A 25,836-nucleotide genomic window follows, 5' to 3' on the forward strand; every position below is an offset into this window, starting at 1 on the left:
GCGCCGAACCGGATCCGGTTCAGCCGACCCTTCACCATCCCGGATGGCGACGACGCAGCGCGACACCCAACGCCTCCTCAACGCGAAGCTCCGACAGCGATCCATAGCAGAAGTATCGACGCCCCGGATGGGGTCCGGCCGGGCTTAGCGGCGCAGCCCAGCTCCGACAGGCCCGGCCTGGGCGCGGCACGCCGACACGACAGAGCCCTCAGGCGGCCTCTGCGCCCCTGCCCGAGGAGGTCTGCGCGGTCCGCAGGCAGGCCTCGACCCCGTCGCGCAGCGAGGACACGTAGACGTCGGCCCCGATCGCCCGGCCGAGCGCGGCATCGGTGAGCACCTTCTCGCCCACAGGCCAGAGGCCCACCAGCACGGGCAGCTGCGGAGCACGCCGCTTCAGGCGCTCCAGCAGGTAGCGCAGATGCGCGGGGCTGCCGCTGATGTCGAGATAGGAGATGCACACCATCGCCACGCCCGCGAGGTCCAGGTCGCGGATGCGGTCGCGCGAGACGGCCTCGTAGCCGATGACCCGGGCGCCGAGCCCGTGCTTGCGCAGCAACTGGGCCAGCATCGCCGAGGAGGCCTCGTCGAGGGGGCCGCGCCCCGCCACGCACAGGATGGGCGCCTCCCCACGCCACGCCTCCGGGAGGGCCTCGCGCGGCGGCGCCTGGCCGGGCACCGCCTCGGTCCGGGTGTGGGTCCGCTCGGCCAAGGTCGGGGTCGCGCTCGGGTTGACCGTCGCGTCGTCCCCGGCCGGCTCGGCATCGGGGTGGTCCTCGAAATCCTCGACCAGCGCCCGGGCCGAGTTGCGGATGTTCTCCAGCTGCGCCGGCGTCACGACCCCGCGCGCGAAATCGTTCGCGGCGAGCTGCAGCCCCTTGAGGGCCACCTCGTCGTAGTACGAGGACAGGGAGCGCTCCTTCAGCATGGCCTCGCCGAGGTCGCGCGCCTCGTCCGGGTCGCTCGCCAGCATGCGCTGGTAGAAGTTCTCGACCGGCGTCAGCGGCGGCCGGTCACCGAGCAGGACGTCGAGGAATTCCAGGCTGTCGACGTGGCGGCCGAGCACCACGAGGCAGACGGTGAACGGGGTGGCCAGGATCAGGCCGATGGGGCCCCACAGGAAGCCCCAGAACAGGGTCGAGACGATCACCGCGAAGGGCGAGAGGCCGGTGGAATGGCCGTAGAGCAGCGGCTCGATCACCTGCCCGAAGATCGGCTCGGCGATCAGGAACAGCGCTGCGGTCGCGATCACCATCGACCAGCCCGGGTCGACGGCGGCGGCGAGGGCTACGGGAAGCAGGCCGGAGGCGAAGGCGCCGATATAGGGGACGAAGCGCATGATCGCCGAGAACACGCCCCACAGGATCGGGTTGGGCACGCCGATGAACCAGAGGCTGATGCCGATCAGCACCCCGAAGGCGGCGTTCATGCCGAGCTGGGCCAGGAAGTAGGTGCCGAGGCGGCCGGCCGCGTCGTCCATGGCCACCGTCGTGCGATGCAGGTCGCTCGACCCGAATAGGCGGATCATGCGGTTGCGCAGGTCCTCGCGCTGCATGAGCAGGAACACCACCACCACCAGCACGATGCCGACGTCGGTCAGCGGCGAGACGATGGGCCCGAGCACCTTCTGGGCCAGTGCCAGTGGCGAGGGCTCGGGCTGCTCGACGCGCACGAGCTGCGCCTTGGGCGTATCCCCGGCCGGTCCCGGCTCGGCTGTCGTGCCGGCGGCGTCGGCCTTCTGGGTGGCATCGTGAACCTGGTGGTTGAACTTCTGCAGCAGCCGGTTGGCCTCGCCGAGCCAGCCCTGCTGCAGGCCCGCCACCTTCCTCTGCACGGTGGTCTGATACTGCGGCAGGTTGCCGGCGAGCCCTGCCACCTGGGTGCCGATGACCGTCCCGATGCCGCCGATGACCCCGAGGGCGAGCAGCACGGCGACGATGACCGAGGGGACGCGCCCGAAGTGCAACCGGCGCAGCAGGTTGACCACCGGCGCCAGGACGAAGCTGAGCAGGACGGCCAGAACGAGGGGGATGAACACCTCGCGTCCGAGGTAGAGGGCGGCGATCAGGACCACGCCGACCGCGAGGGTCAGGAGGCCGCGCAGGCCCGGTACGAGGGGCGGCGGCACCTGCGCGGGCTGGCGCGGGGCGGCACTCGGCTCGGTGGCCATGGGGACTCCGGTACGCGCGCGCGGATGGCCCGCGCTCAAGGGCACAACCGCACGGGAGCCGGTTTGGTTTTGAACCGGACCGTTCGCCCCCCGGCTTTCAGCCGGACGCCCCAAAGGCAACGGCGCCCGATCGGTCTGCGATCGGGCGCCGCGCTGTTGCCGAAGCCGGACGCTCGCGCGCCCGGCCCGCTTCCGCTTCGGGACAGGCCGCTCAGGCGGCCTCGCCCTCGGCATCCTCGGCGTCCAGGATCGTCTCCAGATCGCCCACCAGGGCATCCAGCTGGTCGGCGGTCGCCTTGAGCTTCAACGTGGTGCCGTCCTGCGTCTCGACCGCGATCTCGATGTGGTCGTCGACCTTGGCGGCCAGCGCCTGCTTCACCGTGTAGGTCGTCACGTCAGCCTTGTCCGCCATGCTGTCTCCTGGGTTGGCTCTCGGCCAACTCCGGACGCACCGGATCGGTGCTGCGGCAGAATCTCGCGACCGCCCCACACCGGCCAGCGCGGCGGGCGATCACCGATCCGCAAGCGGTTCCGGATGCTCGCCCCGCCGGACGAGCGCGTCGCGCTCGATCTGGATGGTGCCGGCCGGCCTTACCGGCGGTGACGGATGTGCCGCTCGACGACCCGCTGCCGGTGGGTCAGCACCTCGGGCAGCCGCGAGGCGGCGGTCGGGACACCGGCCGGCATCCGGGGAGCCGGCAGCAGGAGTGGCGCGGCCCGAGGTGTCTCGACGACGACCGCCTCCAGGATCATAGGCCGCTTCGGTCGCGCGCGTCTCGACGGGCGTGCCGGCCGCGCCGCGAGCGTCCCGAGGGCCCAGAGCCCGAGGCAGAGCAGGCCGACCAGGATCCCGTCCCAGGACGGCTCCGAGCGGCACATCAGGATGCCGGTGCCGGTCAGGGCGGCCCCGGCCGCGAACAGGCGCGGTGTCGGATCACCGGAAGTCATGCCGCAGCCTCGGCGATCCGCGCTGATGACCCGTGAATCGGATCGCGACATTTGTCGTCATCGGCCTCCGGGACGTCCATCCGCGAGCGGCCTCCCGGCTTACCGGGCCGGCCCGGCCTCAACCGGCCAGGCTCGACGGCGGCTGCCAGATCACGCCGGGATGCTCGCGGATGTCGCCGGCCCGGGTTCCGGTATCGGCGTCACTCGTCCAGTCGCTGGGCTCGCTGATGCTGGCGATCTCCGCATCCGGGTAGGCGGCGTTCAGGAACAGGCGCGCCTCGCCCTCGGCCTCGGCCCTGACGGTCACGAGGGGCTTGTCCCCGCCCGGGTCGCGCATCTGCGCGATGAACAGCTTGGTCATGATGCGTCTCCGGCTTCCGTCGGGCGGCGGCTCAGGCCTCCACCTCCTCGACATGGAGGCCGCCGGCATACAGGTGGGCGGGGATGCCGTTCCGGTCGCGGTAGCCGGCTGTCCGCGCCATCGCGTCCAGGGCCCTCAGGGGATCCAGCGCCGAGCCGATCCAGAGGATAGCGCCCGTCGCCGCCTGCATGATCCGAAACATCCGCACGCCACGCTCCCGTGCTCGATGCTCGGACAAGCTTGGGGGCCGCGGCGATGTTCCCGGTGGAAAGGAACGGGGCGAACAGATCCGGCCGCGCCACGGACGACACCGAAGGTGCGCGCGTCCCGCCAGGCAGCCCCTTTCAGATTTCAACTTGAAATGGAACACGCTCAAGCGGGCGGCCGTTATCCCGACCATGCCGGCACGGGCCAGCACGTCGAGACCCCGATCGGGATTCAGGAGAGCCATGACCAGCCGAACCGTCCAATCCGCTCTGCTCGCCCTCGCGCTCGTGGCCGGAAGCGCCTCCTTGGCGGCCGCGCAGAGCACGCCCAACGGCAACACCTCGACATCGGGCGCTCCCGCCGGCAGCGGCAGCAGTGGCAACGGCGCCACCGGCAGCGGCGCGGCGCCGAGCGGGAAGTAACGCAACGTTAACCTTCAGGGCCGAATTCACCGGTCCTCACAACCGTGCAACTTCCCGTCCCGCGGCCATCCGGCACGCGGGACGTTCTGTTTTCGGGCCGGACATCCGGTCTGCGGCCGGGGATGAGGCCGGTCATCCTCGTCAGGTCTTCCGTTGGGGGCCGAGCCGGCGATGTCCGGATGGCAGGCCGTCCCGTGGAGGCGTGGGCAACCCCTCGGCGGGTTACAGGCCCTTTTCTGTGGATCCGGACTCGTCGTAAGAGTAGCCCGTGGGTGAGAACTCAAGGGCAGGACCACGTAACGCCGGCGATGCGGTCGAATTCTGTCCTGCAGCTCACGGGTGAGCGCCCCGGCATCCATCAGGCTGCCGCGTGGCGCGATGCCGTGGCGCCGTTCTGGGACTTCGCGATCCGGAAGGAGGACGTCGCCGCGTTCCACGGCCAGTCGCGGGTCCGGCACCTCGGCACGGCGATCCTGTGCCGGGCCAGCGCCTCGGGCCTCCGGTTCGAGCGCGAGCCCGCCCTCGTGGCCCGCATGGGCGTCGACCACATCCTGGCGCATGTGCGCCTCACCGGTCAGTCCAGGATCGCGATCGGCGGCCGCGAGCGCGACTGCGCGCCGGGCGATATCTGCCTGCTCGACCTGTCGCGCCCCCTGTCGGCCGAGTCCACGGATTACCAAGCCATCACCGTGGTGCTGCCGCGGGCGCTGTTCGGCGCGCACCAGGCTGCGCTCGACGGCCTCCACGGGGCGGTGATCCGGGGGGCGACCCCGTTCGGCCGGATGGTCAACGACCATCTGCGCGCCCTGAGCGCGCACGCCACCGGATTCTCAGAGCGGGAGGCTGCCGCGGCCGCGCAGGCGACGGCCGCGCTGCTCGGCGCGGCGGCTTTCGGCTTGCCGGAGGAGGACCGCCTCGCCCAGGCCCCGGTGGGGACGCCGCTCCTTCTCGCCATCCGGCGCTTCATCGAAGCCGAACTGGCCTCCGCGGACCTGAGCGCCGAGACCCTCGGCCGGCAGTTCGGCCTGTCGCGCAGCGCCCTGTACCGCCTGTTCGTGCCCCTCGGAGGCGTGTCAGGCTATATCCGGCAGCGCCGGCTCGCCCGCGCGTACCGGGACCTCGCCGCCGACGGACGCTCCGCCCGGATCTCGGAGGTCGCGTATCGCTGGCGGTTCGAGAGCCCCGCGCATTTCGCCCAGGCCTTCAAGGCCGCGTTCGGCTGCGCCCCCCGTGACCTCCGCGCCCACCAGGCCGACGCGGCCGAGGCGTCCGGCGATCCGGCCCGGGCGGAGACCTGGACGGATTTCTACGACTGGGTTCTCAAACTGGCCGCCTGAACGCCGGGGCACGTCGACCCGTGTATGTCGACCCCTGTATGCCGACCCTTGTGCGCCCTGCCCCGGATCGCCCATAAGGACGCGATGACCTTCCAGGTTCGGGGCAGGCGCGCCGCACGGGCGCAGGGTGTGTGGGCGATCGCCGCCCGCATGCTGGCGCTCGTCCTGGCCCTGTCCCTCGCTGCGCCGGGCATCGGTCTCGCGGCGGATCTGGCCTTCCACGCGGGCGGTCATCACAGCCGGAGCGAGGGACCGGTTCTCGACACGCCGGCTGCGTCGTCGAATGTCGATCCCGGCCTCGGCGAGCACCTCCATTGCGGCTGCCATCAGGCCGCCCGCCTGGACGCGGCCGACGTCGCCCCCCCGACGGTTCCGGGCCGGCCACTCCCTGCGGAGCTCGCGCGGGCGCTCCCCTCCTTCGTGCCCGACCGGCTGCCCCGGCCTCCGCGCGCGTGAGCTGACGCCGCCGACCGGCGCGCGTCCCGCCCGAAGGCCGGCCTCGGCCCCGGGCCCATCCCTCCGCGACACCTGAACGGGACCCTCCGGGACGCCGCGCGGCGCCCGGCCGTCCCGGCTGAGCAAGTCCCACGGCACCCCCCATGCGCATTCTCCCGTCCGCGGCCTTCCTGGCCGCCGGCATCGCCGTCGGCGCTGCCCTGTCCCCCCTGCCCGACAGCCTGCGCCAGGCACTGGCCGCCGCCGGCCTGGTGCGCCCCCCGGCCGCCGGCGAGGGCCGCGATCCGGACCATTCCGATCCGCAGGACCGGCCGGCGGTCGCCGGCCAGGCCCACGACGCGCACGGGCACGAGCTGGGGGAGGCCCACGCGGAGGAAGATGCGATCCGGATGCGGCCCGACCAAGTCGCCGCCCAGGACATCGTCACCCGAACGGTGGCGGGCGGCACGCTGGCGCGTCATCTCCTCGTGCCCGGCACCATCACCCCCGACACCGACCGGATCGCCCGCGTCCCGGCCCGGGTGGTCGGCACCGTGGCCGAGATGCGCAAGCGCCTCGGCGATGCCGTGCAGGCGAACGAGATCGTCGCCATCCTCGACAGCCGCGAGGTCGCCGACGCCAAGAGCGAGTACCTCACCGCCCTGGTCCAGGCCGAGCTGCAGAAGATCAACTTCGAGCGCCAGCAGAAGCTGCTCGCCTCGCGCACCGCCTCGGAGGCGGCCTTCGAGACCGCCCGGGCCACCTATCTGGAGAACCAGCTCCGGGTCGACCTCGCCCGTCAGAAGCTGTCGGCGCTCGGCCTCGACGCCGCCGAGGTGGCGGCCGCCCAGAAGCGCGACGAGGCGACGCCGAACCAGTCGAGCCTGCGCCGCTATCCCCTGCGGGCGCCCTTCGCCGGCCGCATCGTCGAGCGGCGGGTCGATGTCGGCACGGCGGTCGGCAAGGAGGGGGATCCGGCGGACCTCTACACGGTGGCGGACCTCTCTACGGTCTGGATCGAGCTGTCGGTGCCGACCCTCGAACTCGCCCAGGTGCGGGAGGGCGCCCGGGTCACGGTCACGCCCGGACGGACGGGCGAGACGGAGCGCCGCGCGGAAGGGCGGGTGATCTTCGTCAGCCCGTTCCTCAATGCCGACACGCGCTCGGCCCGGGTGATCGTCGCCCTCCCGAATCCCGACCTCGCGTGGCGGCCCGGCACCTTCGTCACCGCCGAGGTCGAGATCGCGCAGGACAAGGTCCCGGTCCGGATCCCCAAGGCGGCCGTCCAGACGATCGCGGGCCGGAGCGTCGTCTTCGTGCGCAGTCCGGACGGGTTCGAGAAGCGGCCGGTCACCCTCGGCCGCTCCGACGACGAGGCCTACGAGGTCACCGCGGGGCTCGAGCCCGGAGCCGAGATCGCGGTCGGCAATTCCTTCCTGCTGAAGGCCGAGCTCGGCAAGGCCGACGCCGACCACGACCATTGAGGATCGCGCCATGATCAGCCGCATCCTCGCCGTCTCGGTCCGCCAGCGCTGGCTGGTGCTGCTCCTCGTGCTGCTGGCCTCGGGCTTCGGCGCCGTCGCGCTCACGAAGCTGCCCATCGACGCGGTGCCCGACATCACCAACAACCAGGTGCAGATCAACACCCTGGCCCCGTCCCTGTCGCCGGCCGACGTCGAGCGGCAGGTCACCTACCCGGTGGAGACCGCGCTCGCCGGCATCAAGGGCCTCGAATACACCCGCTCGCTCTCGCGCAACGGCTTCTCGCAGATCACCGCGGTCTTCGCCGAATCCCTCGACATCTACTTCGCCCGCCAGCAGGTCGCCGAGCGCATCGCCCAGGTGCGGGAGGACCTGCCCTCCGGGGTCGAGCCGCGGATGGGCCCGATCTCCACGGGTCTCGGCGAGATCACCATGTGGTCGGTCCAGTACGCGCCGCTGCCTGAGCGCGCGACCGTGCCGGCGGGCCGGCCGGGCTGGCAGCCGGACGGGAGCTACCGGACCCCGGAGGGACAGGCGCTCAGGACCGAGCTGGAGCAGGTCGCCTACCTGCGCACGGTCCAGGACTGGATCATCCGGCCGCAGATCAAGTCCGTCCCGGGCGTGGCCGGCGTCGACGGGATCGGCGGCTTCGAGAAGCAGTACCATGTCCAGCCCGACCCGACGACGCTGACCGCCCTCGACCTCTCCTTCGCGGACGTCGCCCGGGCGCTCCAGGCCAACAATGCCAACCAGGGCGCCCGCTACCTGGAGGACAACGGCGAGAGCTACGTGGTCCGCGCCGCCGGCCGCCTGGAGGGCCCGGAGGCGATCGCCGACGTGGTCGTGGCGAGCCGCGGCGGCGTCCCGGTGCGGATCCGCGACGTCGCCACGGTGCGGATCGGGCGCGACCTGCGCACCGGCTCGGCCAGCGAGAACGGTCGTGAGACCGTCATCGGCACCGCCCTGATGCGGATCGGCGAGAACAGCCGCACGGTGGCGGCCGCCGTTGAGGCCCGCATGGCGCAGATCCGGCGCGCCCTGCCCCCTGGCATCGTGGTCCAGACGGTCCTCGACCGGACGCAGCTCGTCGAGGCCACGATCCGCACGGTCGGCAGGAACCTCGCGGAGGGCGCGGCCCTCGTGATCGTCGTCCTGTTCCTGCTCCTCGGCAACATCCGGGCGGCGCTGATCGCCGCGCTGGTCATCCCGGTCGCCATGCTGATGACCGTGACCGGCATGGTTGAGGGGAAGATCTCGGCCAACCTGATGAGCCTCGGGGCGCTGGATTTCGGGCTCATCGTCGACGGGGCGGTGATCATCACCGAGAACGCGCTGCGCCACCTCGCCGAGCGGCAGCACGCACTCGGGCGGCCCCTCACGCTGGAGGAGCGCCTGGAGACGGTCCGGGACTCGGCCGAGGAGATGATCAAGCCGTCCCTCTACGGGCAGGCGATCATCATCCTGGTCTACGTCCCGCTCCTGACCTTCACGGGCGTCGAGGGCAAGATGTTCCAGCCGATGGCCCTGACCGTCATCCTCGCGCTGGCGGCGGCCTTCGTGCTGTCGCTGACCTTCGTGCCGGCCCTGATCGCCATCGCGCTGACCGGCCGGATCACCGAGACCGAGAGCCCCCTCCTCCGCGGCCTGAAGGCCCTCTACCGGCCGATCCTCGGCGCCGCGATCCGCGCGCCCGCCCCGTTCGTCGGGGCGGCGCTGCTCCTCCTCGCGGGGGCCGGCCTGCTCGCTGCAAGGCTCGGGACCGAGTTCATCCCGCTCCTCGACGAGAAGAGCATCGCGCTGAACGCCACCCGGATCCCGTCCACCTCGCTGACCCAGTCGCAGGCGATGCAGCTCAAGGTCGAGCGGGCCATCGCGCAATTCCCGCAGGTCGCCACCGTGTTCTCGAAGACCGGCACCGCCGAGGTCGCCACCGACCCGATGCCGCCGAATTCCTCCGACACGTTCGTGATGCTCAAGCCGCAGGCGGACTGGCCCGATCCGGGCCTGTCGAAGGCCGAACTGCAGGAGCGGATCGAGGCGTCCTTAAGCGCGCTCGCCGGCAACGTCTACGAGTTCTCCCAGCCGATCCAGCTGCGCTTCAACGAGCTGCTCGCCGGGACCCGGGGCGACCTCGCCGTGAAGGTGTTCGGCGAGGCCTTCGAGCCGATGCTGGAGACCGCCAACCGGATCGCCGCGATCCTGCGCGGGATCCCGGGCGCCGACGACGTGAAGGTCGAGCAGATCACCGGCCTGCCGGTCTTCGAGATCAAGATCGACCGGACCGAGGCGGCGCGGCTGGGTCTCAGCACCGGGGCGATCCAGGACGTGATCGGCGCCGCCATGGGCGGGCGGGATGCCGGGGTCGTGTTCGAGGGCGACCGGCGCGTGCCGATCGTCGTGCGCTTGACCGATCAGGTCCGCGAGGACCGGGAGGCCCTGGAGAACCTGCCGGTCCCCCTGCCCCCGGGGCCGAACGGCAAGGCCGCCTCCGTGCTGCTGCGGCAGGTGGCGCGGTTCTCGGTGAGCGAGGGGCCGAACCAGATCAGCCGCGAGAACGGCCGGCGCCGGGTCGTGGTCACCGCCAATGTCCGCGGGCGCGACATCGGCTCGCTGGTGGCGGAGGCGCAAGGGAAGGTCGCCGCACAGGTGACCCTGCCGGCGGGCTCCTCCGTGACCTGGGGCGGCCAGTTCGAGAACCTCGCCTCGGCTCAGGCGCGGCTCACCGTGGTGGTGCCGGTCTGCTTCTTCCTGATCTTCCTGCTGCTCACCTCGGCGCTTGGCGGCGCGTGGGACGCGCTCCTGGTGTTCAGCGCCGTGCCGCTGGCGCTCACCGGCGGGATCGCGGCCCTGTGGCTGCGCGGGATGCCGCTGTCGGTGCCGGCCGCGGTCGGGTTCATCGCCCTCTCGGGGGTGGCGGTGCTGAACGGCCTGGTGATGCTGACCTTCATCAAGCAGCTCGTCGCCGAGGGCCGGCCGCTGCGGGCGGCGATCCGCGAGGGCGCCCTCACCCGGCTGCGGCCCGTGGCGATGACCGCGCTGGTCGCCTCCCTGGGCTTCGTGCCGATGGCGCTCGCCACCGGGACGGGGGCGGAGGTGCAGCGGCCGCTGGCCACCGTGGTGATCGGCGGCCTGATCAGCGCGACCCTGCTGACCCTGGTGGTGCTGCCGGCGCTCTACGCGCGGTTCGGCCGGGCCGAGACGGCGGCCGGGCGGCGCGCGATGGTCCCGGAGCCGCGGGCGGACCGTGCGGCCTGACGCGTCCCGCCCTCAGGCCGGCAGGATGTGCAGGAGGCCGCCGACCATGCCGAGGGCGCCGATGCCGAACAGGCCGGCGGCGATGTAGAGCCGCATCCGGCTCTGATCGGCGTCCGCCGGCCGGTGGGTGTCGTCAGGCAAGTCGAACCAATCCATCGGGTCAACGCATCCCGTCATCGCAGGGGCTGGCTTGGGCGAGAGGCGCCGCCCTAGGCCAGCCCGATGACGGCTGGATGACCGATCCGCCGAAGCGGAAGGCAGGCCTCGCGGCCTCGCCCATGCGAACCCCGTGCCGCCGCTACGGCGTCACGAGCAGCACGTTCACCGCCTTGGCCAGGACGCGGACGGTGTCGCCCTCCTTGAGACCCAGCTCTTCAAGGGAATCGACCGTCATCACCGAGGCCATGCGGTAGGTGGTCCCGACGAGCTCCACCTCGACCTGCGCCATGACATCGCCACGCTTGATGGCCGTCACCGTGGCGGGGATGTCGTTGCGCGCGCCGTGCTTCATGGATCGTCCTCGTGGCGCAGCCGCCGCGGCTGTCGGCGGCCTATCGCAACGCCGGCGCGCGGGTTCAACCCGGTCCGTCCGACGGGGCGCGCCGGGATCAGCGGCCGCCGGAGCTGCCGGTGCCGCCGTGATCCTTCTGGAAGCCGGCCGCGTTCGGCGAGCCCTGCATCCGGCCGTCCTGCTTCGGCATCTCCGAGCCCGGCGCGCCGACAGCGGTCGAGCCGGTCGTGTCGCTCTTCCCGGTGAAGCCGGCCGCGTTCGGCGAACCCTGCATGCGGTTGCCGTGCGGAGCGGCGCTGCCGGACGCGTTGGTGCCCTCGGCGGCCAGGGCCACCGAGCCCGTTGCCAGGAGACCGGCGGCGATCAGGGATATCAGCGTCTTCATGGGGGAGCCCTCGCGTGTTTCCTCGCGCCGCCTCTCGGGGGCGACAGAGGGGCAACGCCAGCGGGCGGATCCTGTTCAAGGCCGATCGCGGGCGAGCGGCACGGCCGCCACCCGATCGGGCCGCGCCCGGCCTCGGGCCCGCTGTCCAGCCTCAGGACCGCGAAGGTCAGGGGCGCCGTGTCGACAACAGCCTCGCCCTCGTCCCGGACCGGCACGGTAAAGGCGTGATTGTCACCGTCGCTCGGGATGATCCAGCGCGCGATTTCCGGCAGGCTGATCATCGCCTCCCGGCGGGCCGCTTCGAAATCCGCGCACTCCGTTCCTTCCGTATCGGGCTGGAACTGGCCGTCGTGAATGGCGAAGAAGTGGCGGGGCCATCACCCTCTCCGTGAACCACCTTCCAGGAGGTAACCCACGGTCAGGGCAGCGGCTCTGTGCATTTTCCAACATGGGTTGATGGTGCCGACGCATCGGCACCGGCCCGAGAAAAACCCGCGCCGGCGAGCCGGGCGGGCTGAAGGGTGTCGCGCCATGAGATCTGCCTGGTAGACCCGCGAGCGGTCGAACGGTTCCGCAGCGACGCGGTCGGCCCGACGGGCCCCGGACAGGCCGCATGGTGGGCCCGGCAGGACTCGAACCTGCAACCAGACCGTTATGAGCGGCCGGCTCTAACCATTGAGCTACGGGCCCGGGCGGCGCCGACGGATAGCCGATCCCCGGCCGGCCGTCACCCGGTTTCCGGTGACGGGCCGAGGCTCCGGGCGCGGCGCGCTGGCGGGCGCCACAGCCGTGTCCTTGATGCGCCACAGGTAGCGGGCCAGGATCGAGCGGTACGGCGCGAAGGCCGCTGCCACGTCGCGCGTGTCGTCCCGGCCAGTGAGGCGGCGCAGGCAACCCACCGCCGCCACGTCGCCTTCGGGCCAGATGTCCGGGTCGTGGAAATGGAAGATGCCGACCATGTCGGCGGTCCAGGGGCCGACGCCGCGGATGCCGCACAGGATCGCCGCGCGCTCCGGGTGCGGAAGCCCGGCGAGGTCGGGCCCGAGCAGCCCCGCCGCCTCCGCGGCGACGATCGCCTGGAGGGCGCGGACCTTGTTGCCCGAGATTCCGCAGCCGCGCAGCAGATCCGCGTCACCGGCCTCGAACAGGCCGCGCGGGCTCGAGGCAGCCGCAATGGCTGCGGCCTCGATCCGCGCCCAGATCGCCGCGGCGGCCCGGGTGGAGAGCTGCTGGTTGACCACCTCGACGAACAGGCGATCCGCGACGCTCGGGTGCGCGGGCGGCGCGATGGCGATCGGCCCGGCCTCCACGAGGGCCGCACGCAGCGGCGGATGGGCGCCGGCCGCGTCCAGCAGATGGGCATAGATGTCGGGATCCAGCATCGCCTCAGCCGCGTGGCGCCGCACCGGGCGGATCATAGCGCCCGGCCCGGGCGCAGTCCGGAGGCAGGATGCCGCGCAGCCTTGCTCGGGGCGCAGCCCGGCCCACCTCGCTCCGGAACCGCACGGACCGCCGTGACGGTATCGTGGATGCGATCTCGGGCGCGGGTCTCGACGGAATGGCGATCTACTTCACCGCGGACACGCATTTCGGCGATCCGCACATCCTCCGCCATCGCCGGGCGCGCTTCGGCAGCGTCGAAGCCCATGACGAGGCCCTGGTCGCCGGCTGGAACGCCGTCGTCGGACCGGAGGATTCCGTCTGGCATCTCGGCGACTTCGCCGCCCATGCGAGCCGCGACCATTGCGCGGCGATCTTCGCGCGGCTGAACGGGACGAAGCGCCTCGTCCGCGGCAACCACGATTCGAACCGGGTGCTGGATCTGCCCTGGGCGGAGCCGCCGGTGGACAGCGTTCGCCTGTCGGTCCCGGACGCGCAGGGACACGCGCACCGCCTATTCCTGTCGCATTACGCGCACCGGGCCTGGCCGGGCCTGTGGCGGGAGACGCGCCACCTCTACGGACACAGCCACGGCTGGCTGCCCGACACCACCCGCTCCTGCGATGTCGGCGTCGATGCCTGGAATGATCGCCCGGCCACCCTCTCGGCCATCCTGGCGCGCCAGGAGGCCGCCGCGCTCGTGCCGGAGGAGCTCGCCGCCCACGGGCTGCGCTGAGACCCGGCGCCCGTCCCGGGACCGCTGGCCGCGGATGCCCTATCTATCCGCCTCCCTGATCCGGCACGAGGCTGCACACCATGACCGACACGCCGATTCCGCCGCCCGGGTGGGCCGAGGCCGCGACGCGCGCCGGGACCGAGCTCGGTTTCGGGACCGACTTCACCGCGCTGGATGCGACGGCCTGGGAGCGGGTCTGCCGGCGCGTCGGGCAGATCCTTGCCGGGCAGGGGCAAGCCCTGCCGCCCGGCTGGGAAGGCGCGCTGGCGCGGCTGTTCGGGCGTGGCGCGGCGGCCATCCCCGCCGGCGACGCGCTGGCCCGCGACGAGGCCGACACGGTCCTGGCGGAGAAGGGCGAGGTGTTCGCGCCCGAGGACGATGCCTGAAACTCCGCCGGGCCGGGTGGTTGCCGTCGCGCCGGTCCGGGCCGATGTAGGAGGCATGCCCCAACCCGAACACCAACATGCCGCTCCGAGACCTCCCGCACGCGCCGCGTCCGGCGGCGCGCCGGGCGCCCTGCGGGTGGTTCCCGTCGCGAGCGGCCCGATCCTCGACGCGCGGACGCGCCTGCGGCTCGGCCAGCAATTGCGGGCGCTCTACGATCCGGTGATCGACGAGGCTCTGGATCCGCGGCTGGCGGAGCTGCTGCAGCAGCTCGACGCGGACCGGGCGGGCGGCGCTTCGACCTGAGGGCCACTCAGTGAGCGCGTCCCCGGTGCGGAAACCCGGCGGGGGGCTCCCATCGGTGGATCGGGGGGATGTCGCACCGACGGGAGCCGAGCCGAGCCGACGGATCGACCCAACCCGCTTCATGTCGCCCAGGAGCGGGCCGGCGCGCTTTCACCTAAGTCAAATTCGTCGCTGAATACCGCGAGAGAAATGTCGAATTCTCGTATTCGGCATTGAAAGCCGGACCGGCCCGGGTCTGATCCGGTCGATGCGGCGAATCGGCGACGGCGCGCCGAAAGCGTCTCGTCTCGGGTCTGGAACCGCAGCGCCGCCGTCTTCGCGGCCGAAGCGCAGCACGTCAGGGCGGTGCCACATGCGACGCCGTCACGCCGCTCGTGAGACGCGACGGAAGGCTGCTCGGGAACCGGATCAGACCGTGGCGCCGGTCACCGAGAGCATGACCCCGTCGTTGCCGATCTCGGAGCCGCTGTAGCCGAGCATCCGCGCGAGCTGCTCGCGGGCGCGCCAGACGCGGCTCTTCACGGTGCCAATCCGGCAGTTCATCACGGCGGCGGCTTCCTCGTAGCTCAGGTTCTCGATCGCGACGAGGACCAGCGCCTCGCGCATCACCGGCGCGAGCCGATCGAGGGCGGCGCGCACGTCCTGAAGGTCGAGATGGCCGCCCTGCTCGGGCACGCTGGTCAGCCGCTCGGCGTGGTTGCCGTCGGTATCGGAGACCTCGCGGCCGTGCTTGCGGTGCTGGCTGTAGAAGACGTTGCGCAGGATCGTGAACAGCCACGCTTCCAGATTGGTGCCGGGGGTGAAGCCCCCGCGCCCGCGCCAGCCGCGCAGCAGCGTGTCCTGCACGAGGTCGTCGGCCGCAGCCGGGTCGCGGGTCAGGGAGACGGCGAACCGGTGCAGCGCCGGTACCACCTCCAGCAGACCCGCGCGGAACGTCCCGTCGCGTTCGCCCTCGGCCTGCACCAGCGCGGCCTCGAGGCGCGCCAGCAACTCGGAGAAGCGATCCGAGGTCGCCCCCGGCGCCGGGCCGATCCGGTCGTAGGCGTGGCCGAGCAGGGTGCCGAGATGCGCGCGCACCGCCTCGGGCAGGCCGTGCCGGGTCTCCTCGACGGGATCCCCGGCCGGGTCCGCGCGGGACACATCCTCGACGGGATCGAGCAGCGATGAGCCTTCGGTAACGGGCATTCAGGTCCGGTCGTCGGCGTGCGGGCCGGTCGCGCCCGTACCACCGGTTGTGGCGCGCCGAGGCGCCCCATGCCGCAACATGGGTTAGCCCTTTGCCCGAACGGGGTGTCAGGCCCGGGGGCTGAACCGCCGCGCCGCCGCGACCCCGACGAGCAGGGCCGCGCAGGCTCCGGCCGCGGCGAGGCCCACGCTCAGCGCGCCAGCGGACGGCACGCCTTTCCGGGCGCGCCAGCCCCCGTCCGCGCCCGTGCCCTGCGGCAACGGAGCGCGCAGGGCGCCGTGGGTGCGCGGGCCCGGATCGGCCCGGTCGAGGGCGAGGCGGAAGCCGAGGCCCATGAGGTGCTCGGTCGGGTACGGGGCCAGGGCGTAGCCCACCTGCGCGAGGCGGGCCGGCCAGCCGACCGCCACCTCGTCGCGCGGGCGACGCACGAGGCGGATGAAGGTCTCGGCCACGGCCTCGGGTGCGTAGAACAGGTGTCCGGGATTGAGCCGCTTGCCCGTCACGTTGGCGCCGTGCTCCAGGCCCGGCGTGTCGACGATGGCGGGGAACACGCCGCAGACATGGATGTCCCGGTGGCGGGCGAGTTCCTGGCGCAGGCTTGCCGAGAAGCCCCGCAGGCCGAACTTGCTCGCCGTGTAGGCGGCCGCGAAGGGTGTCGGCGCCCAGCCGCCCATGGACACCGTGTTGATCAGCGTGCCCCGGCCGCGCTCGAGGAAGTGCGGCAGCACCGCGTAGGCGCCGTGGACCGCGCCCAGCAGGTTCACCGCGATCGTCTGCCGGTGCAGGTCGAGCGGCGCGTCGAGCAGGGGGCCGAACACGCCGACCCCCGCGTTGTTGATCCAGACATCGATGCCGCCGAAGGTGCGGATCGACGCCCGGGCCAGGGCCGCCACGGCATCCGGGTCGGTGACGTCGGTGGGGATTGCCACGGCCTCGGCGCCCGATGCGCGCAGGTCCCGGACGATCGCGTCGAGCACCTCGGCCCGGCGCGCCGCCAGAACGACCCGGGCGCCCCGGGCCGCGAAGGCCTCGGCGGCGGCCCGGCCGATGCCGCTCGAGGCGCCCGTGATGACGACCGTCCCGCCCTTGAGCCGCGCCATGCCTGTTCTCCACGCCGCTTTGCAACTTCACGGCGAACCGTTGCGCGCATGACGGCGTTCCCCTTCGCGGCTGCGGCCATTCGAACGTGCCTTCGCGGGTGCCGTTCGACGCTTGCCCGATGTCCAACCCCTGAGGTCCGCCGATGCCAGCCCCCGATCCAGTCCGCGCCGAGGCCGCCGGTCCCGAGGGGCACGCCTCGACGGTCTGGACGCTGGCGCTCGCCACCGCGCTGATCGGCCTGGTCGCGTTCCCGCGCCGGGCGGCGCGGCCGGCCGGCGGATCCTCCGGCCGGTCGGGTCATCGGACGGATCATCGCGCGGGGCATGGGGGCGGCAGCCAGGACGGTGCGCGGCGGCCCTCGCCCTCGCACGAGGGTGGCGAGGCTGAGGCCGTCGCCCGGAGCCAGTCCGATCGCGGGCGCACCGCCTCGGGTCCGACCGAGATCCCCGCCAAGGGCTGGAAGGACATCGCGCTGCGCACCTATCACGACATCGGCGAGAACCGCCTGTCGCTGATCGCGGCCGGCGTCACCTTCTTCACGCTGCTGGCGATCTTCCCGGCGGTGGCGGCGCTGGTGTCCTGCTACGGGCTCATCGCCGACGCCTCGACCATCAACGACCAGCTCGCCAGCCTGCAGGGCATCCTGCCCCAGGGGGCGCTGGACATCGTCGGCGATCAGGTCAAGCGGCTGAACGAGCAGGGCAACACCACGCTCGGCTTCAGCCTGATCCTCGGCATCGCCCTGTCGGTCTGGAGCGCCAACGGCGGCGTGAAGCACGTCTTCGACGCGCTCAACCTCGTCTACAACGAGCGCGAGAAGCGCAACTTCATCGTGCTCAACCTCGTCTCCCTCGCCTTCACGGCCGGCGCGCTGCTGTTCCTGATCCTGGCGCTGTCGGCCATCGTGGTGCTGCCGGTGGTGCTGTCGTATGTCGGGCTCGGCACGGATGCGTGGTGGCTGACGCTGCTGCGCTGGCCGACGCTGCTCGTGGCGGTCCTGCTCGGGCTCGCCCTGCTCTATCGCTACGGACCCAGCCGGGACGCGCCGCGCTGGCGCTGGGTGACGCCCGGAGGCGCCTTGGCGGCCGTGCTGTGGATCGTCGCCTCGCTGCTGTTCTCCTGGTACGTCGCCCATTTCGGCAGCTACAACAAGACTTACGGCTCGCTCGGCGCGGCCATCGGCTTCATGACCTGGATCTGGCTCTCGACCATGATCGTGCTGATCGGTGCCCAGGTGAATGCCGAGATGGAGCATCAGACCGCCGAGGACACGACCGTCGGCGAGCCCCAGCCCCTGGGTACGCGGCGGGCGCGCATGGCCGACACGGTGGGGGCCGCGGCGGAATAGGCCACCTCGTCCCCCGGTCAGGCGGCGCCCCTCATGTGCGCGGCCCGTGCGGCAGCGATCGGGAACGCCGCTGCGTCCGTGACAAACGTGCGGCGGGGCGCCTTAACACAGGTTGGCGCGCGTTTCTGAGGCCCAGGCACAAGCCGCTCAAGCAGATCCGGACTTCGAGGTTCGGAAGACCGCTTGCCTTTTGCGAATAGAATTTTCCGTGCCTCGATACTTCATCGACACCTTCGGCGACGCTCGCGTGCGGACCAGTGGATCAGCGGACCATCCGGCGCCTCTGGGCCGGGCCGCGCGACGCGGCGGCAGGCCCGGTCCCGGGTGCCAGGCGCCCCCGGATCGGCGCGCCCGCGGCGTGAGACGGGCCCGCGCGCACGCCCTCGGCGCGGCCGCGATCTGACCGGAGGCGGGCGTGGATAACCCGTTCGTGCGGAAGCTGGAGCAGCATGTCCGGCTCGCGCCCGAGGACCGTGCGGTCCTCGACGGCCTCGCGCGCCAGCATATCCGCCACGTCGCGGCCCGCCAGGACATCGAAGGGCAACACGGCGACGCGCACCACACCCACCTCATCCTCGACGGCTGGGCCTGCCGCTACAAGCAGTTCCCGGACGGGCGGCGGGCGATCGTCGCGCTGCTGCTGCCCGGCGACATGTGCGATCCGTTCGTGTTTCGCCGGGCGCGCATGGACCACGCCATCGGGGCGCTCACCCCGGTCACGGTCGCGCGCATCACCCCGGAGCAGATGAGCGACGCCGTCCGAGGCCGGCCGGTGATCGAGGAATGCCTGTGGCGCGAGACGCTCTCCACGGTCGCCATCCATCGCGAGTGGATCGCCAGCGTCGGCCGCCGCTCGGCGATCGAGCGTCTGGCGCACCTGTTCTGCGAGCTGCACCTGCGGCTCGCGCGGGTCGGCCTCGCCGACGGGACGACGCTGCCGATGCCGGTGACCCAGCCGGACCTCGCCGACGCCCTCGGCCAGACGAGCGTGCACATCAACCGCACCCTCAAGGAGCTGCGCACCAGCGGCCTCGTCACACTCCGCAGCCGGCGCCTGGCGATCCGCGACCTCGGCGCCCTGATGGAGCGCGGGCTGTTCGACCCGGCCTACCTGCAGCTCACCTGAACGCCGCGGTCGATACGCCGCGGTCGATACGCCGCGGCCTGGGGCGCCGCATGCGTCACCGGGCAAACCTTGCCTTGCGGCGGGCGGAGCCGATCTGAGCGGGACTCCCGATTTCCGCGGTAGGTCGACCGGCAGACGATGCACATCCACCTCGACGCGCTCGGCGGCGTGGCCGGCGACATGTTCGCCGCCGCGCTGCTGGACGCCTTTCCCGAGCACCACGAGGGCGTGCGCGCGAGCGTCCGGGCGGTCGACGCCCGCATCGCCTGCGCGCTTCGCCCGCACAACGACGGCACCCTGTCCGGCGCGCGCTTTGTCGTCTCGGGACCCGACGCGGAGTCCGGACCCGCCGGGCACGGCCATCACACGCACGAGGGCCATGCTCATGGGCAGGGTCACGGGCATGATCACGGGCATGATCACGGGCATCACCACGATCCCGCGAGCGGTCATGGGCATGGTCATGGGCACGCTCATGAGCACGCTGATGGGAACCGTCATGGCCACCGGCCCTGGTCGGAGATCCGCGCCGCGCTGAAGGCCGCCGACCTCGCGCCGGCGGTGCGGGCGCACGCCCTGGGCATCTTCGGCCATCTCGCCGCGGCGGAGGCCCGGGTCCACGGCATCGCGGTCGAGGCGGTGGCGTTCCACGAGGTCGGCGCCCTCGACTCGATCGCCGACATCGTGGCCGCCGCCCACCTGATCGCCAAGCTGGAGGCGCGGAGCTGGAGCGTCTCGGCCCTGCCGCTGGGCTCCGGCCGGGTGCGGACCCAGCACGGCCCCCTCCCCGTCCCGGCTCCCGCCACGACGCTGCTGCTCGCGGGCTTTTCCACCCTCGACGACGGCATCCCCGGCGAGCGCGTCACCCCCACCGGGGCGGCGATCCTGCGCCATCTCTGCGGCGACGATCCCGGGCGGGGTCGTCCCCGGAGCATCCTCGGTCGCACCGGCATCGGCTTCGGCACCAAGGTCCTGCCGGGCCTGAGCAACTGCCTGCGCGCCCTGGTGCTGGAAGACGGCGCCGCGTCCGGCCCCGGCCGGCGGGATCTCGCGGTGATCGCCTTCGAGGTCGACGACCAGTCCGGCGAGGACCTCGCCATGGGCCTCGACCGGCTGCGGGCGGAGCCCGGTGTTGTGGACGTCGTGCAGATGCCGGTCATCGGCAAGAAGGGCCGGATGATGGCCCGGATCCAGGTCCTGGTCAGCCCGGAGAGCCTCGCGGCGACGATCGAGGCCTGCTTCCGGGAGACCACGACCATCGGCCTGCGTTACCACCGGGTGGAGGGCGCCATGCTCGCGCGCGCCGCCCGCACGGTCGAGCACGACGGCCTGTCCGTTCGTGTGAAGGTCGTGGAGCGGCCGGGCGGGCGCACCGCCAAGGCTGAGGCCGACGACGCCCGCGGCCAGGCGGGCCACGCGGTCCGGGCCGCCCTGCGCCATGAGGCCGAGCGCCTCGCGCTGGAACAGGAGCAGGAGGAGCGGTGACGCGCCAGCATCTCGAATCGGTCCTCGCCGGCCTCGGCCCCGTCGCGGTGGCGGTGAGCGGCGGGGTCGACAGCCTGACGCTCGCCACCCTCGCCCACCGGCTGGCGCCGGGGGCGACCCTGGTGGTCCACGCGGTCTCGCCGGCCGTGCCCGCGGAGGCGACCGCGCGGGTCCGCGCCGAGGGCGCCCGCGAGGGCTGGGACCTGCGGGTGATCGAGGCCGGCGAGTTCGCCGACCCGGCCTACCGGGCGAACCCGGTCAACCGCTGCTTCTTCTGCAAGACCAATCTCTACGGCGCGGTTCGGCGCGTCACCGACCGGCAGATCCTGTCGGGCGCCAACCGCGACGATCTCGGCGAGTACCGCCCCGGCCTCGACGCCGCCCGGGAGCACGGCGTTCGCCATCCCTACGTGGAGGCCGGGTTCGACAAGGCGTCCGTCCGGGCGCTCGCCCGCGACCTCGGCCTCGGGGCCGTGGCGGAGCTGCCGGCCGCCCCCTGCCTGTCGAGCCGGGTCGAGACCGGCATCGCGATCGAGCCGGAGACCTTAAGCTTCATCCACGCCGTCGAGCGGCTGGTGGGCGGGGCGCTCGATGCGGGGGCCGGTGCCAAGCGCGCGGTCCGCTGCCGGGTTCGCGCCGAGGGCGTGGTGGTGGAGCTCGATCCCGGGAGCCTCGCGGCCCTCGACGCCGAGGATCGCGAAAAACTCGGGGCGGGCATCCGGGACATGGCGCCGGCGCGTCTCGCGGGCCCGGTCCGGTTCGCGCCCTACCGGGTCGGCAGCGCCTTCCTGGTCGAGCCGCGGGAGGCCCGGGCGTGAGCGTGACGGAAGAATTCACCCTGGATTTCGCCCGGCCCGAGCGGATCGGGCTGGAGGAGGCGATCTTCTGCGCCGGCAAGAGCCCGGAGCAGATCGACGCGATCCTGGAGGCCGCCCGGGCGCGGGGCGCCTCGCTGCTCCTCACCCGCCTCGACCCGGAGAAGCGCGAGCGGCTCAACCAAGCCGCGCGGCTCGACTATTGCCCGGTCTCGCGCACGGCGGTGTTCGGTGAGCCGCAGCGGGTCAGCGGCCCGGCCCGCGTCGCGGTGGTGGCGGCCGGCACCTCGGACGTGCCCGTCGCCCGCGAGGCCCTGCGGGTGCTGGCCTATGCCGGCCGGGCGGCCTCGCTCTTCGCCGATGTCGGCGTCGCCGGCCTGTGGCGGCTGACCGCGCGGATCGAGGAGATCCGCGCGCACCCGGTGGTGATCGTCGCCGCCGGCATGGACGCGGCGCTGCCCAGCGTCGTCGGCGGCCTCGTGGCCGGGGCGGTGATCGCGGTCCCGACCTCCGTGGGCTACGGCGTCGCGGCGGGCGGGCGGGCCGCCCTCGATGCCGTGCTGGCGAGCTGCGCCCCCGGCATCACGGTGGTCAACATCGACAACGGCTACGGCGCCGCCTGCGCCGCCCTGCGCCTGCTCCACGCGGCAGGACGCCTCGCCGAGGAGCGCGAACGATGACGCGGCACGAACCGTTACCTGCCCTCACCTGGATATTCTCGAACGGAGACAGCCGATGGAACGCCGCAGCTTCCTTCAGGGCGCCGTGCTCGGCGCGGGCCTCGCGGGCGCCGGCAGCGCAGGTGCGGCCGTGAACGCCCCCGCGCTCCCGAACACCCGCCCGCAGGACCCGGCGGACCTGCCCTTCGTCACCGATCCCGGCGAGCGCCGGGGCGAGATGCTCTACCGGACCTTCGGGAAGACGTCGGAAAAAATCTCGGCGATCGGGATGGGCGGGTTCCACCTCGGCAAGAGCGCCGTGACGGACGACGAGGCGACGCGGCTGATCCATGCCGGGATCGATCGCGGCATCACCTTCATGGACAATTGCTGGGACTACAACGACGGGCGCTCCGAGCTGCGCATGGGCGCGGCCCTGTCCCAGGGCGGCTACCGCGACAAGGTCTTCCTGATGTCCAAGATGGACGGGCGGACCAAGGAGGAGGCGATCAAGCAGATCGACCAGTCGCTCCTGCGCCTGCGCACCGACCGGATCGATCTGGTCCAGCACCACGAGATCCTGCGCTACGACGATCCGGACCGGGTCTTCGCCGAGGGCGGCGCCATGGAGGGATTCCTCGAGGCCAAACGCCAGGGCAAGCTGCGCTACATCGGCTTCACCGGCCACAAGGACCCGCGCATCCACCTGCAGATGCTGGAGGTCGCCGCCGAGCGCGGCTTCCACTTCGATTCCGTACAGATGCCCGTCAACGTGATGGACGCGCATTTCCGCTCGTTCAGCCACCTCGTCCTGCCCTACCTCGTGCAGAACGGTATCGCGCCGCTCGCCATGAAGACCTTCGGCGACGGGGTGATCCTGAAGGCGGACGCGCCGATCAAGCCGCTCGAGTACCTGCACTTCTCGCTGAACCTGCCGGTCTCGGTGGTGATCACCGGCATCCAGAACCAGCGCGACCTCGATCAGGCCTTCGAGGCGGTGAAGACCTTCAAGCCGATGGACAAGGCGGCGGTGGCCGAGCTGCTGTCGCGCTCGAAGCCCTATGCGCTGGAGGGCAAGTACGAGCTGTTCAAGACGAGCGCCACCTTCGACGGCACCGCCAAGAACGCGGCGTGGCTCGGCGAGGACGTGGCAAGCGTGAAGAAGCTCGCGCCGACGATGGAGTAGGGGTCGCACGCGTTATTCCCCTCCCCCTTGCGGGGAGGGGGCAGGGGGTGGGGGTGGCTCAGAAGGAGCCACCAAGCCTCATCCGGCCCCACCCCCACCCCCACCTCCAACTCCTCCCCGCAAGCTTGAGCGATCCCGGGCAAGCCCGGGATCGCCGGGGGAGGAGAGCCGCCCTCCTCTACGCCACATCCTCCAGCCGGATCGGCAGGCTGCGGATCCGGCGGCCGGTGGCGTGGTGGATTGCGTTGGCGATGGCCGCGTTCACCCCGATGATGCCGAGCTCGCCCAGACCCTTCAGACCGAGCGCATCGACCTGATCGTCGGGATCGGGCACCAGCAGCGCCTCGACCTCCGGCGCGTCGGCCGCCGTGGGGACGAGGTACTCGGCGAGGTCCGGGTTGCGATAGGCGGCGCCGTCGACCACCGTCTCTTCGAGCAGCGCCGAGCCGAGCCCCCAGATCATCCCGCCCGTGAGCTGGCTCTTCGCGGTCAGCGGGTTGAGGATGCGTCCCGCCGCGAAGGCGCCGGTGAGTCGCGCCACCCGGATCTCACCGGTCTCGGCATGGACGTGGACCTCCGCGAACTGCGCTCCGAACGCCCAGGCCACGGCCTTCCCGGCCCCGCCGAAGGCGAGCCCGATATGGCCGCCGTGGAGCCCCTTGAGCGCCGTCTCCCGGTCGCCGCCCTCGGGCACGAAGGCCGCGACGGTCTCGACGCCCTCTGAGCCGATCGCCTCTGCGAGCGCGATCCCGGTCCCGTCCGGGGCGACGAGCCGGCCGCCCGCGAGGCGTAAGCGCGCCGGATCCCGGCCGGCGAGGCGGCCCCCCTGCCCGGCCGCGGCCTGCGCCAGGACCTCGCGGATCTGACGGCAGCCGAGCGCCAGGGCGTTCATCAGGCTGGTCGTGGTGCTCGACCCGCCCGAGATGCCGGCGGCCGGCAGGTCGGTGTCGCCGAGCCGGACCGTGACCCGCTCCACCGGCACGCCGAGCCCGTCCGCCGCCCCCATGGCGAGCAGCGTGGTGATGCCGTTGCCGATCTCGTGGTGCGCGCAGGCCACCTCTGCCGACCCGTCCGGGCCGAGCCGGACCCGCATGGTCGCGGCGGCGATCTTCACAGGCCGCACCGAGGTCGCGCAGCCCAGACCCACCCGCCAGGGACCGTCGCGCATCGCGCCCGGACGCGGCACCCGGCGCGGCCAGCCGAACGCCCGCGCGCCCGCGTCGAAGCAGGCCATCAGCGGCCGGGTCGAGAACGGTTTTCCGCTGACCGGATCGATCGCCGTGTCGTTGAGGCGGCGCAGTTCGATCGGGTCCATGCCGAGGGCCACCGCCATCTCGTCGACGGCGCTCTCCAGGGCGAACAGGAACGGCACCTCCGGGGGCGCCCGCATCGGCCCGGGCGTGTTGCGGTCGACCCGCACGGCCCGCTCCTCGGTGCGGATGTTCGGGCAGGCATAGAGGCGCGCGGTCACCTCCGCGCCCTCCATCACGAAGGGGTCGAAGCGCGAGGTCACGGTCTCGGCCTCGTGCATCAGGGCGGTGAACCGGCCCGTCCGGTCGGCGCCGAGGCGGATCGTGTGGCGCGATTCCGGCCGGTAATTGGCGATGGTGAAGCATTGTCGCCGGCTCGGCACCAGGGAGACCGGACGGTCGAGGCGCCGCGCCGCCAGGGCGACGAGGGCCGTGTGCTGCGACAGCGCGAATTTCGAGCCGAAATGGCCGCCGATCAGGCCTGCCACCACCCGCACGTTCGCGGGATCGAGCCCCAGCTGCGCCGCGAGCCCGTGCTGCACGGCGCCGACATAGCGGGTCGGCTCGTGCACGGTGAGCCGGTCGCCGTCCCAGGCGGCCCGGGTGGTGAACAGCTCGATCGGGTTGTGGTGCTGGACCGGCGTCGCGTAGCGCGCCTCGACCCGGACGGCCGCATCCCGCAGACCCGCCTCGGCGTCGCCCCGGGCGATGTCCTCGTGGTGCGGCTTGAGGTCGGCAAGGCGCACGGTCTCGGCGCCGGGCGCGTCGAAGCCGCCGGCGGCGGGTTCGGCCGCGTAGGAGACCTTGACCGCGCCGGCCGCCGCCTCGGCGGCCTCCAGGGTCTCGGCGACGACCAGCGCCACGATCTGGCCGGCATACGCCACGGCGTTGGAATCCAGCGGCCGGTGCGAGCTGTTCGCGAAGCCGCCGGCCATCAGGTGCTTCACCGGCGCCACCGCACCCGCGAAGTCTCGGTGGGTGAAGATCCCCAGAACTCCCGGCACCCGCTCGGCGGCCGCGAGGTCGAACCCGGTGATGCGGCCCCGGGCGATGGTGCTGGTCACCAGGGCCGCGTGGGCCGCGCCGGTCTCAGGCCCGGTCAGATCGGAGCTGTAGAGGGCCCGGCCGGTGACCTTGTCGGGGCCCTCGATCCGGGTATGGGCCTGTCCGAGATGCCTGTCGGATTCCCGCCCGCGCGCGTCCATGCCGCCCTCCCCGTCCGCGGCCGGTCGGGCCGCATCGCAAAGGGGGGAAGCGCCGTGAGGGCTTTACGGCTCCCCGGGCGGTGGGGCGACAGGATGCAGCGGCCGTGCCGACCCAGGCGTCATCGCGCGCGGCGCGAAGCGACCCAGGGCAGCGCGCCC

Annotated in this window: 26 protein-coding genes, 1 tRNA gene and 1 pseudogene; 14 read left to right on the forward strand and 14 right to left on the reverse strand. The window is 72.5% G+C overall.

The features are described 5' to 3' along the window. Positions 1–208 precede the first annotated feature (208 nt). The 5 genes from AC3WSN_RS07925 to AC3WSN_RS07945 all read right to left on the reverse strand — a co-directional run bounded on the left by AC3WSN_RS07925 (position 209) and on the right by AC3WSN_RS07945 (position 3,666). Positions 209–2,167 carry an AI-2E family transporter gene (locus AC3WSN_RS07925; RefSeq protein WP_492537127.1) on the reverse strand — a complete coding sequence of 653 codons (1,959 nt, stop codon included), beginning with the start codon at positions 2,165–2,167 and terminating at the stop codon, positions 209–211. Positions 2,168–2,378: 211 nt separating this feature from the next. Then, the gene (locus AC3WSN_RS07930) at positions 2,379–2,579 is read right to left on the reverse strand and encodes a hypothetical protein (RefSeq protein ID WP_192709264.1); all 201 of its coding nucleotides are present in this window, start codon (positions 2,577–2,579) and stop codon (positions 2,379–2,381) included. Between the two features lie 179 nt (positions 2,580–2,758). Continuing rightward, on the reverse strand, positions 2,759–3,115 hold the full coding sequence (locus AC3WSN_RS07935) for an energy transducer TonB (RefSeq protein WP_492537129.1): 357 nt from the start codon (positions 3,113–3,115) through the stop codon (positions 2,759–2,761). Between the two features lie 118 nt (positions 3,116–3,233). Further along, entirely contained in the window at positions 3,234–3,476 is a 243-nt protein-coding gene (locus AC3WSN_RS07940) for a hypothetical protein (RefSeq protein WP_192709262.1), read from the reverse strand. A 31-nt stretch (positions 3,477–3,507) separates the two neighbouring features. Continuing rightward, a complete protein-coding gene (locus AC3WSN_RS07945) occupies positions 3,508–3,666 on the reverse strand; it encodes a hypothetical protein (RefSeq protein WP_192709326.1) in 159 nt (52 codons plus the stop codon). Positions 3,667–3,925: 259 nt separating this feature from the next. Here AC3WSN_RS07945 and AC3WSN_RS07950 point away from each other — a divergent pair, with 259 nt between their 5' ends. The 5 genes from AC3WSN_RS07950 to AC3WSN_RS07970 all read left to right on the forward strand — a co-directional run bounded on the left by AC3WSN_RS07950 (position 3,926) and on the right by AC3WSN_RS07970 (position 10,614). Further along, on the forward strand, positions 3,926–4,105 hold the full coding sequence (locus AC3WSN_RS07950) for a hypothetical protein (protein ID WP_192709261.1): 180 nt from the start codon (positions 3,926–3,928) through the stop codon (positions 4,103–4,105). A gap of 308 nt (positions 4,106–4,413) precedes the next feature. Continuing rightward, on the forward strand, positions 4,414–5,442 hold the full coding sequence (locus AC3WSN_RS07955; RefSeq protein ID WP_492537132.1) for a helix-turn-helix domain-containing protein: 1,029 nt from the start codon (positions 4,414–4,416) through the stop codon (positions 5,440–5,442). 84 nt (positions 5,443–5,526) lie between these two features. Next, positions 5,527–5,898: a hypothetical protein gene (locus AC3WSN_RS07960; protein ID WP_492537133.1), complete on the forward strand. Its 372-nt coding sequence runs from the start codon at positions 5,527–5,529 to the stop codon at positions 5,896–5,898. 143 nt (positions 5,899–6,041) lie between these two features. After that, complete coding sequence (locus AC3WSN_RS07965) at positions 6,042–7,361, forward strand: efflux RND transporter periplasmic adaptor subunit (protein WP_492537135.1); 1,320 nt, start codon at positions 6,042–6,044, stop codon at positions 7,359–7,361. 10 nt (positions 7,362–7,371) lie between these two features. Next, positions 7,372–10,614, forward strand: coding sequence for an efflux RND transporter permease subunit (locus AC3WSN_RS07970; RefSeq protein ID WP_492537137.1), 3,243 nt, complete (start codon positions 7,372–7,374; stop codon positions 10,612–10,614). Between the two features lie 12 nt (positions 10,615–10,626). Here AC3WSN_RS07970 and AC3WSN_RS07975 read toward each other — a convergent pair whose 3' ends face one another. The 6 genes and pseudogenes from AC3WSN_RS07975 to AC3WSN_RS08000 form a co-directional block, all read right to left on the reverse strand. Continuing rightward, positions 10,627–10,770: a hypothetical protein gene (locus AC3WSN_RS07975; RefSeq protein WP_492537139.1), complete on the reverse strand. Its 144-nt coding sequence runs from the start codon at positions 10,768–10,770 to the stop codon at positions 10,627–10,629. A gap of 142 nt (positions 10,771–10,912) precedes the next feature. After that, positions 10,913–11,125, reverse strand: coding sequence for a TOBE domain-containing protein (locus AC3WSN_RS07980; protein ID WP_492537140.1), 213 nt, complete (start codon positions 11,123–11,125; stop codon positions 10,913–10,915). A gap of 97 nt (positions 11,126–11,222) precedes the next feature. Further along, the gene (locus AC3WSN_RS07985; protein ID WP_492537142.1) at positions 11,223–11,510 is read right to left on the reverse strand and encodes a hypothetical protein; all 288 of its coding nucleotides are present in this window, start codon (positions 11,508–11,510) and stop codon (positions 11,223–11,225) included. Beyond that, positions 11,507–11,869, reverse strand: a pseudogene (locus tag AC3WSN_RS07990) (DUF6894 family protein); the annotation flags it as partial. The pseudogene AC3WSN_RS07990 and the gene AC3WSN_RS07985, both read right to left, overlap by 4 nt. A 255-nt stretch (positions 11,870–12,124) precedes the next feature. Further along, a tRNA-Ile gene (locus AC3WSN_RS07995) sits at positions 12,125–12,200 on the reverse strand. Then, positions 12,191–12,892, reverse strand: a complete 702-nt coding sequence (locus AC3WSN_RS08000; protein WP_492543039.1) for a DNA-3-methyladenine glycosylase family protein — start codon at positions 12,890–12,892, stop codon at positions 12,191–12,193. Before AC3WSN_RS08000 ends, AC3WSN_RS07995 begins: the two co-directional genes overlap by 10 nt. 176 nt (positions 12,893–13,068) lie before the next feature. Between AC3WSN_RS08000 and AC3WSN_RS08005 the strand changes: the two genes are divergently transcribed. From AC3WSN_RS08005 to AC3WSN_RS08015, 3 genes are all read left to right on the forward strand, one after another. Further along, positions 13,069–13,626 carry a metallophosphoesterase gene (locus tag AC3WSN_RS08005; RefSeq protein WP_192709321.1) on the forward strand — a complete coding sequence of 186 codons (558 nt, stop codon included), beginning with the start codon at positions 13,069–13,071 and terminating at the stop codon, positions 13,624–13,626. An 80-nt stretch (positions 13,627–13,706) separates the two neighbouring features. Further along, complete coding sequence (locus AC3WSN_RS08010; RefSeq protein WP_492537144.1) at positions 13,707–14,012, forward strand: hypothetical protein; 306 nt, start codon at positions 13,707–13,709, stop codon at positions 14,010–14,012. Positions 14,013–14,067: 55 nt separating this feature from the next. Continuing rightward, positions 14,068–14,316, forward strand: coding sequence for a hypothetical protein (locus AC3WSN_RS08015; RefSeq protein ID WP_492537146.1), 249 nt, complete (start codon positions 14,068–14,070; stop codon positions 14,314–14,316). 408 nt (positions 14,317–14,724) lie between these two features. Here AC3WSN_RS08015 and AC3WSN_RS08020 read toward each other — a convergent pair whose 3' ends face one another. Continuing rightward, positions 14,725–15,501 carry a sigma-70 family RNA polymerase sigma factor gene (locus AC3WSN_RS08020; RefSeq protein WP_492537148.1) on the reverse strand — a complete coding sequence of 259 codons (777 nt, stop codon included), beginning with the start codon at positions 15,499–15,501 and terminating at the stop codon, positions 14,725–14,727. Between the two features lie 108 nt (positions 15,502–15,609). Beyond that, complete coding sequence (locus AC3WSN_RS08025; RefSeq protein WP_492537150.1) at positions 15,610–16,602, reverse strand: SDR family oxidoreductase; 993 nt, start codon at positions 16,600–16,602, stop codon at positions 15,610–15,612. A gap of 143 nt (positions 16,603–16,745) precedes the next feature. Here AC3WSN_RS08025 and AC3WSN_RS08030 point away from each other — a divergent pair, with 143 nt between their 5' ends. From AC3WSN_RS08030 to AC3WSN_RS08055, 6 genes are all read left to right on the forward strand, one after another. After that, the gene (locus tag AC3WSN_RS08030; protein WP_492537152.1) at positions 16,746–17,951 is read left to right on the forward strand and encodes a YihY/virulence factor BrkB family protein; all 1,206 of its coding nucleotides are present in this window, start codon (positions 16,746–16,748) and stop codon (positions 17,949–17,951) included. A gap of 415 nt (positions 17,952–18,366) precedes the next feature. After that, a complete protein-coding gene (locus tag AC3WSN_RS08035; protein ID WP_192709248.1) occupies positions 18,367–19,077 on the forward strand; it encodes a Crp/Fnr family transcriptional regulator in 711 nt (236 codons plus the stop codon). Positions 19,078–19,215: 138 nt separating this feature from the next. Continuing rightward, positions 19,216–20,562 carry a nickel pincer cofactor biosynthesis protein LarC gene (gene larC / locus AC3WSN_RS08040; RefSeq protein WP_492537154.1) on the forward strand — a complete coding sequence of 449 codons (1,347 nt, stop codon included), beginning with the start codon at positions 19,216–19,218 and terminating at the stop codon, positions 20,560–20,562. Next, positions 20,559–21,380, forward strand: a complete 822-nt coding sequence (larE, locus tag AC3WSN_RS08045) for an ATP-dependent sacrificial sulfur transferase LarE (RefSeq protein WP_492537156.1) — start codon at positions 20,559–20,561, stop codon at positions 21,378–21,380. Before larC ends, larE begins: the two co-directional genes overlap by 4 nt. Next, entirely contained in the window at positions 21,377–22,057 is a 681-nt protein-coding gene (gene larB, locus AC3WSN_RS08050; RefSeq protein ID WP_492537158.1) for a nickel pincer cofactor biosynthesis protein LarB, read from the forward strand. The genes larE and larB overlap by 4 nt, the downstream gene beginning before the upstream one ends. 55 nt (positions 22,058–22,112) lie before the next feature. Further along, the gene (locus AC3WSN_RS08055; RefSeq protein ID WP_492537161.1) at positions 22,113–23,222 is read left to right on the forward strand and encodes an aldo/keto reductase; all 1,110 of its coding nucleotides are present in this window, start codon (positions 22,113–22,115) and stop codon (positions 23,220–23,222) included. Between the two features lie 178 nt (positions 23,223–23,400). Here the strand turns inward: AC3WSN_RS08055 and AC3WSN_RS08060 are convergent, their stop codons facing one another. After that, on the reverse strand, positions 23,401–25,677 hold the full coding sequence (locus AC3WSN_RS08060) for a xanthine dehydrogenase family protein molybdopterin-binding subunit (RefSeq protein WP_492537166.1): 2,277 nt from the start codon (positions 25,675–25,677) through the stop codon (positions 23,401–23,403). Positions 25,678–25,836 lie beyond the last annotated feature (159 nt).

The sequence above is a fragment of the Methylobacterium sp. FW102-HT35C08 genome, assembly GCF_058790235.1.

What these genes read in the sequence shown, in the direction of transcription:
- AC3WSN_RS07925 (WP_492537127.1), bottom strand. Translation starts at nt 2,167, where the DNA reads ATGGCCACCGAGCCGAGTGCCGCCCCGCGCCAGCCCGCGCAGGTGCCG.
- AC3WSN_RS07930 (WP_192709264.1), bottom strand. Translation starts at nt 2,579, where the DNA reads ATGGCGGACAAGGCTGACGTGACGACCTACACGGTGAAGCAGGCGCTG.
- AC3WSN_RS07935 (WP_492537129.1), bottom strand. Translation starts at nt 3,115, where the DNA reads ATGACTTCCGGTGATCCGACACCGCGCCTGTTCGCGGCCGGGGCCGCC.
- AC3WSN_RS07940 (WP_192709262.1), bottom strand. Translation starts at nt 3,476, where the DNA reads ATGACCAAGCTGTTCATCGCGCAGATGCGCGACCCGGGCGGGGACAAG.
- AC3WSN_RS07945 (WP_192709326.1), bottom strand. Translation starts at nt 3,666, where the DNA reads ATGCAGGCGGCGACGGGCGCTATCCTCTGGATCGGCTCGGCGCTGGAT.
- AC3WSN_RS07950 (WP_192709261.1), top strand. Translation starts at nt 3,926, where the DNA reads ATGACCAGCCGAACCGTCCAATCCGCTCTGCTCGCCCTCGCGCTCGTG.
- AC3WSN_RS07955 (WP_492537132.1), top strand. Translation starts at nt 4,414, where the DNA reads ATGCGGTCGAATTCTGTCCTGCAGCTCACGGGTGAGCGCCCCGGCATC.
- AC3WSN_RS07960 (WP_492537133.1), top strand. Translation starts at nt 5,527, where the DNA reads ATGACCTTCCAGGTTCGGGGCAGGCGCGCCGCACGGGCGCAGGGTGTG.
- AC3WSN_RS07965 (WP_492537135.1), top strand. Translation starts at nt 6,042, where the DNA reads ATGCGCATTCTCCCGTCCGCGGCCTTCCTGGCCGCCGGCATCGCCGTC.
- AC3WSN_RS07970 (WP_492537137.1), top strand. Translation starts at nt 7,372, where the DNA reads ATGATCAGCCGCATCCTCGCCGTCTCGGTCCGCCAGCGCTGGCTGGTG.
- AC3WSN_RS07975 (WP_492537139.1), bottom strand. Translation starts at nt 10,770, where the DNA reads ATGGATTGGTTCGACTTGCCTGACGACACCCACCGGCCGGCGGACGCC.
- AC3WSN_RS07980 (WP_492537140.1), bottom strand. Translation starts at nt 11,125, where the DNA reads ATGAAGCACGGCGCGCGCAACGACATCCCCGCCACGGTGACGGCCATC.
- AC3WSN_RS07985 (WP_492537142.1), bottom strand. Translation starts at nt 11,510, where the DNA reads ATGAAGACGCTGATATCCCTGATCGCCGCCGGTCTCCTGGCAACGGGC.
- AC3WSN_RS08000 (WP_492543039.1), bottom strand. Translation starts at nt 12,892, where the DNA reads ATGCTGGATCCCGACATCTATGCCCATCTGCTGGACGCGGCCGGCGCC.
- AC3WSN_RS08005 (WP_192709321.1), top strand. Translation starts at nt 13,069, where the DNA reads ATGGCGATCTACTTCACCGCGGACACGCATTTCGGCGATCCGCACATC.
- AC3WSN_RS08010 (WP_492537144.1), top strand. Translation starts at nt 13,707, where the DNA reads ATGACCGACACGCCGATTCCGCCGCCCGGGTGGGCCGAGGCCGCGACG.
- AC3WSN_RS08015 (WP_492537146.1), top strand. Translation starts at nt 14,068, where the DNA reads ATGCCCCAACCCGAACACCAACATGCCGCTCCGAGACCTCCCGCACGC.
- AC3WSN_RS08020 (WP_492537148.1), bottom strand. Translation starts at nt 15,501, where the DNA reads ATGCCCGTTACCGAAGGCTCATCGCTGCTCGATCCCGTCGAGGATGTG.
- AC3WSN_RS08025 (WP_492537150.1), bottom strand. Translation starts at nt 16,602, where the DNA reads ATGGCGCGGCTCAAGGGCGGGACGGTCGTCATCACGGGCGCCTCGAGC.
- AC3WSN_RS08030 (WP_492537152.1), top strand. Translation starts at nt 16,746, where the DNA reads ATGCCAGCCCCCGATCCAGTCCGCGCCGAGGCCGCCGGTCCCGAGGGG.
- larC (WP_492537154.1), top strand. Translation starts at nt 19,216, where the DNA reads ATGCACATCCACCTCGACGCGCTCGGCGGCGTGGCCGGCGACATGTTC.
- AC3WSN_RS08055 (WP_492537161.1), top strand. Translation starts at nt 22,113, where the DNA reads ATGGAACGCCGCAGCTTCCTTCAGGGCGCCGTGCTCGGCGCGGGCCTC.
- AC3WSN_RS08060 (WP_492537166.1), bottom strand. Translation starts at nt 25,677, where the DNA reads ATGGACGCGCGCGGGCGGGAATCCGACAGGCATCTCGGACAGGCCCAT.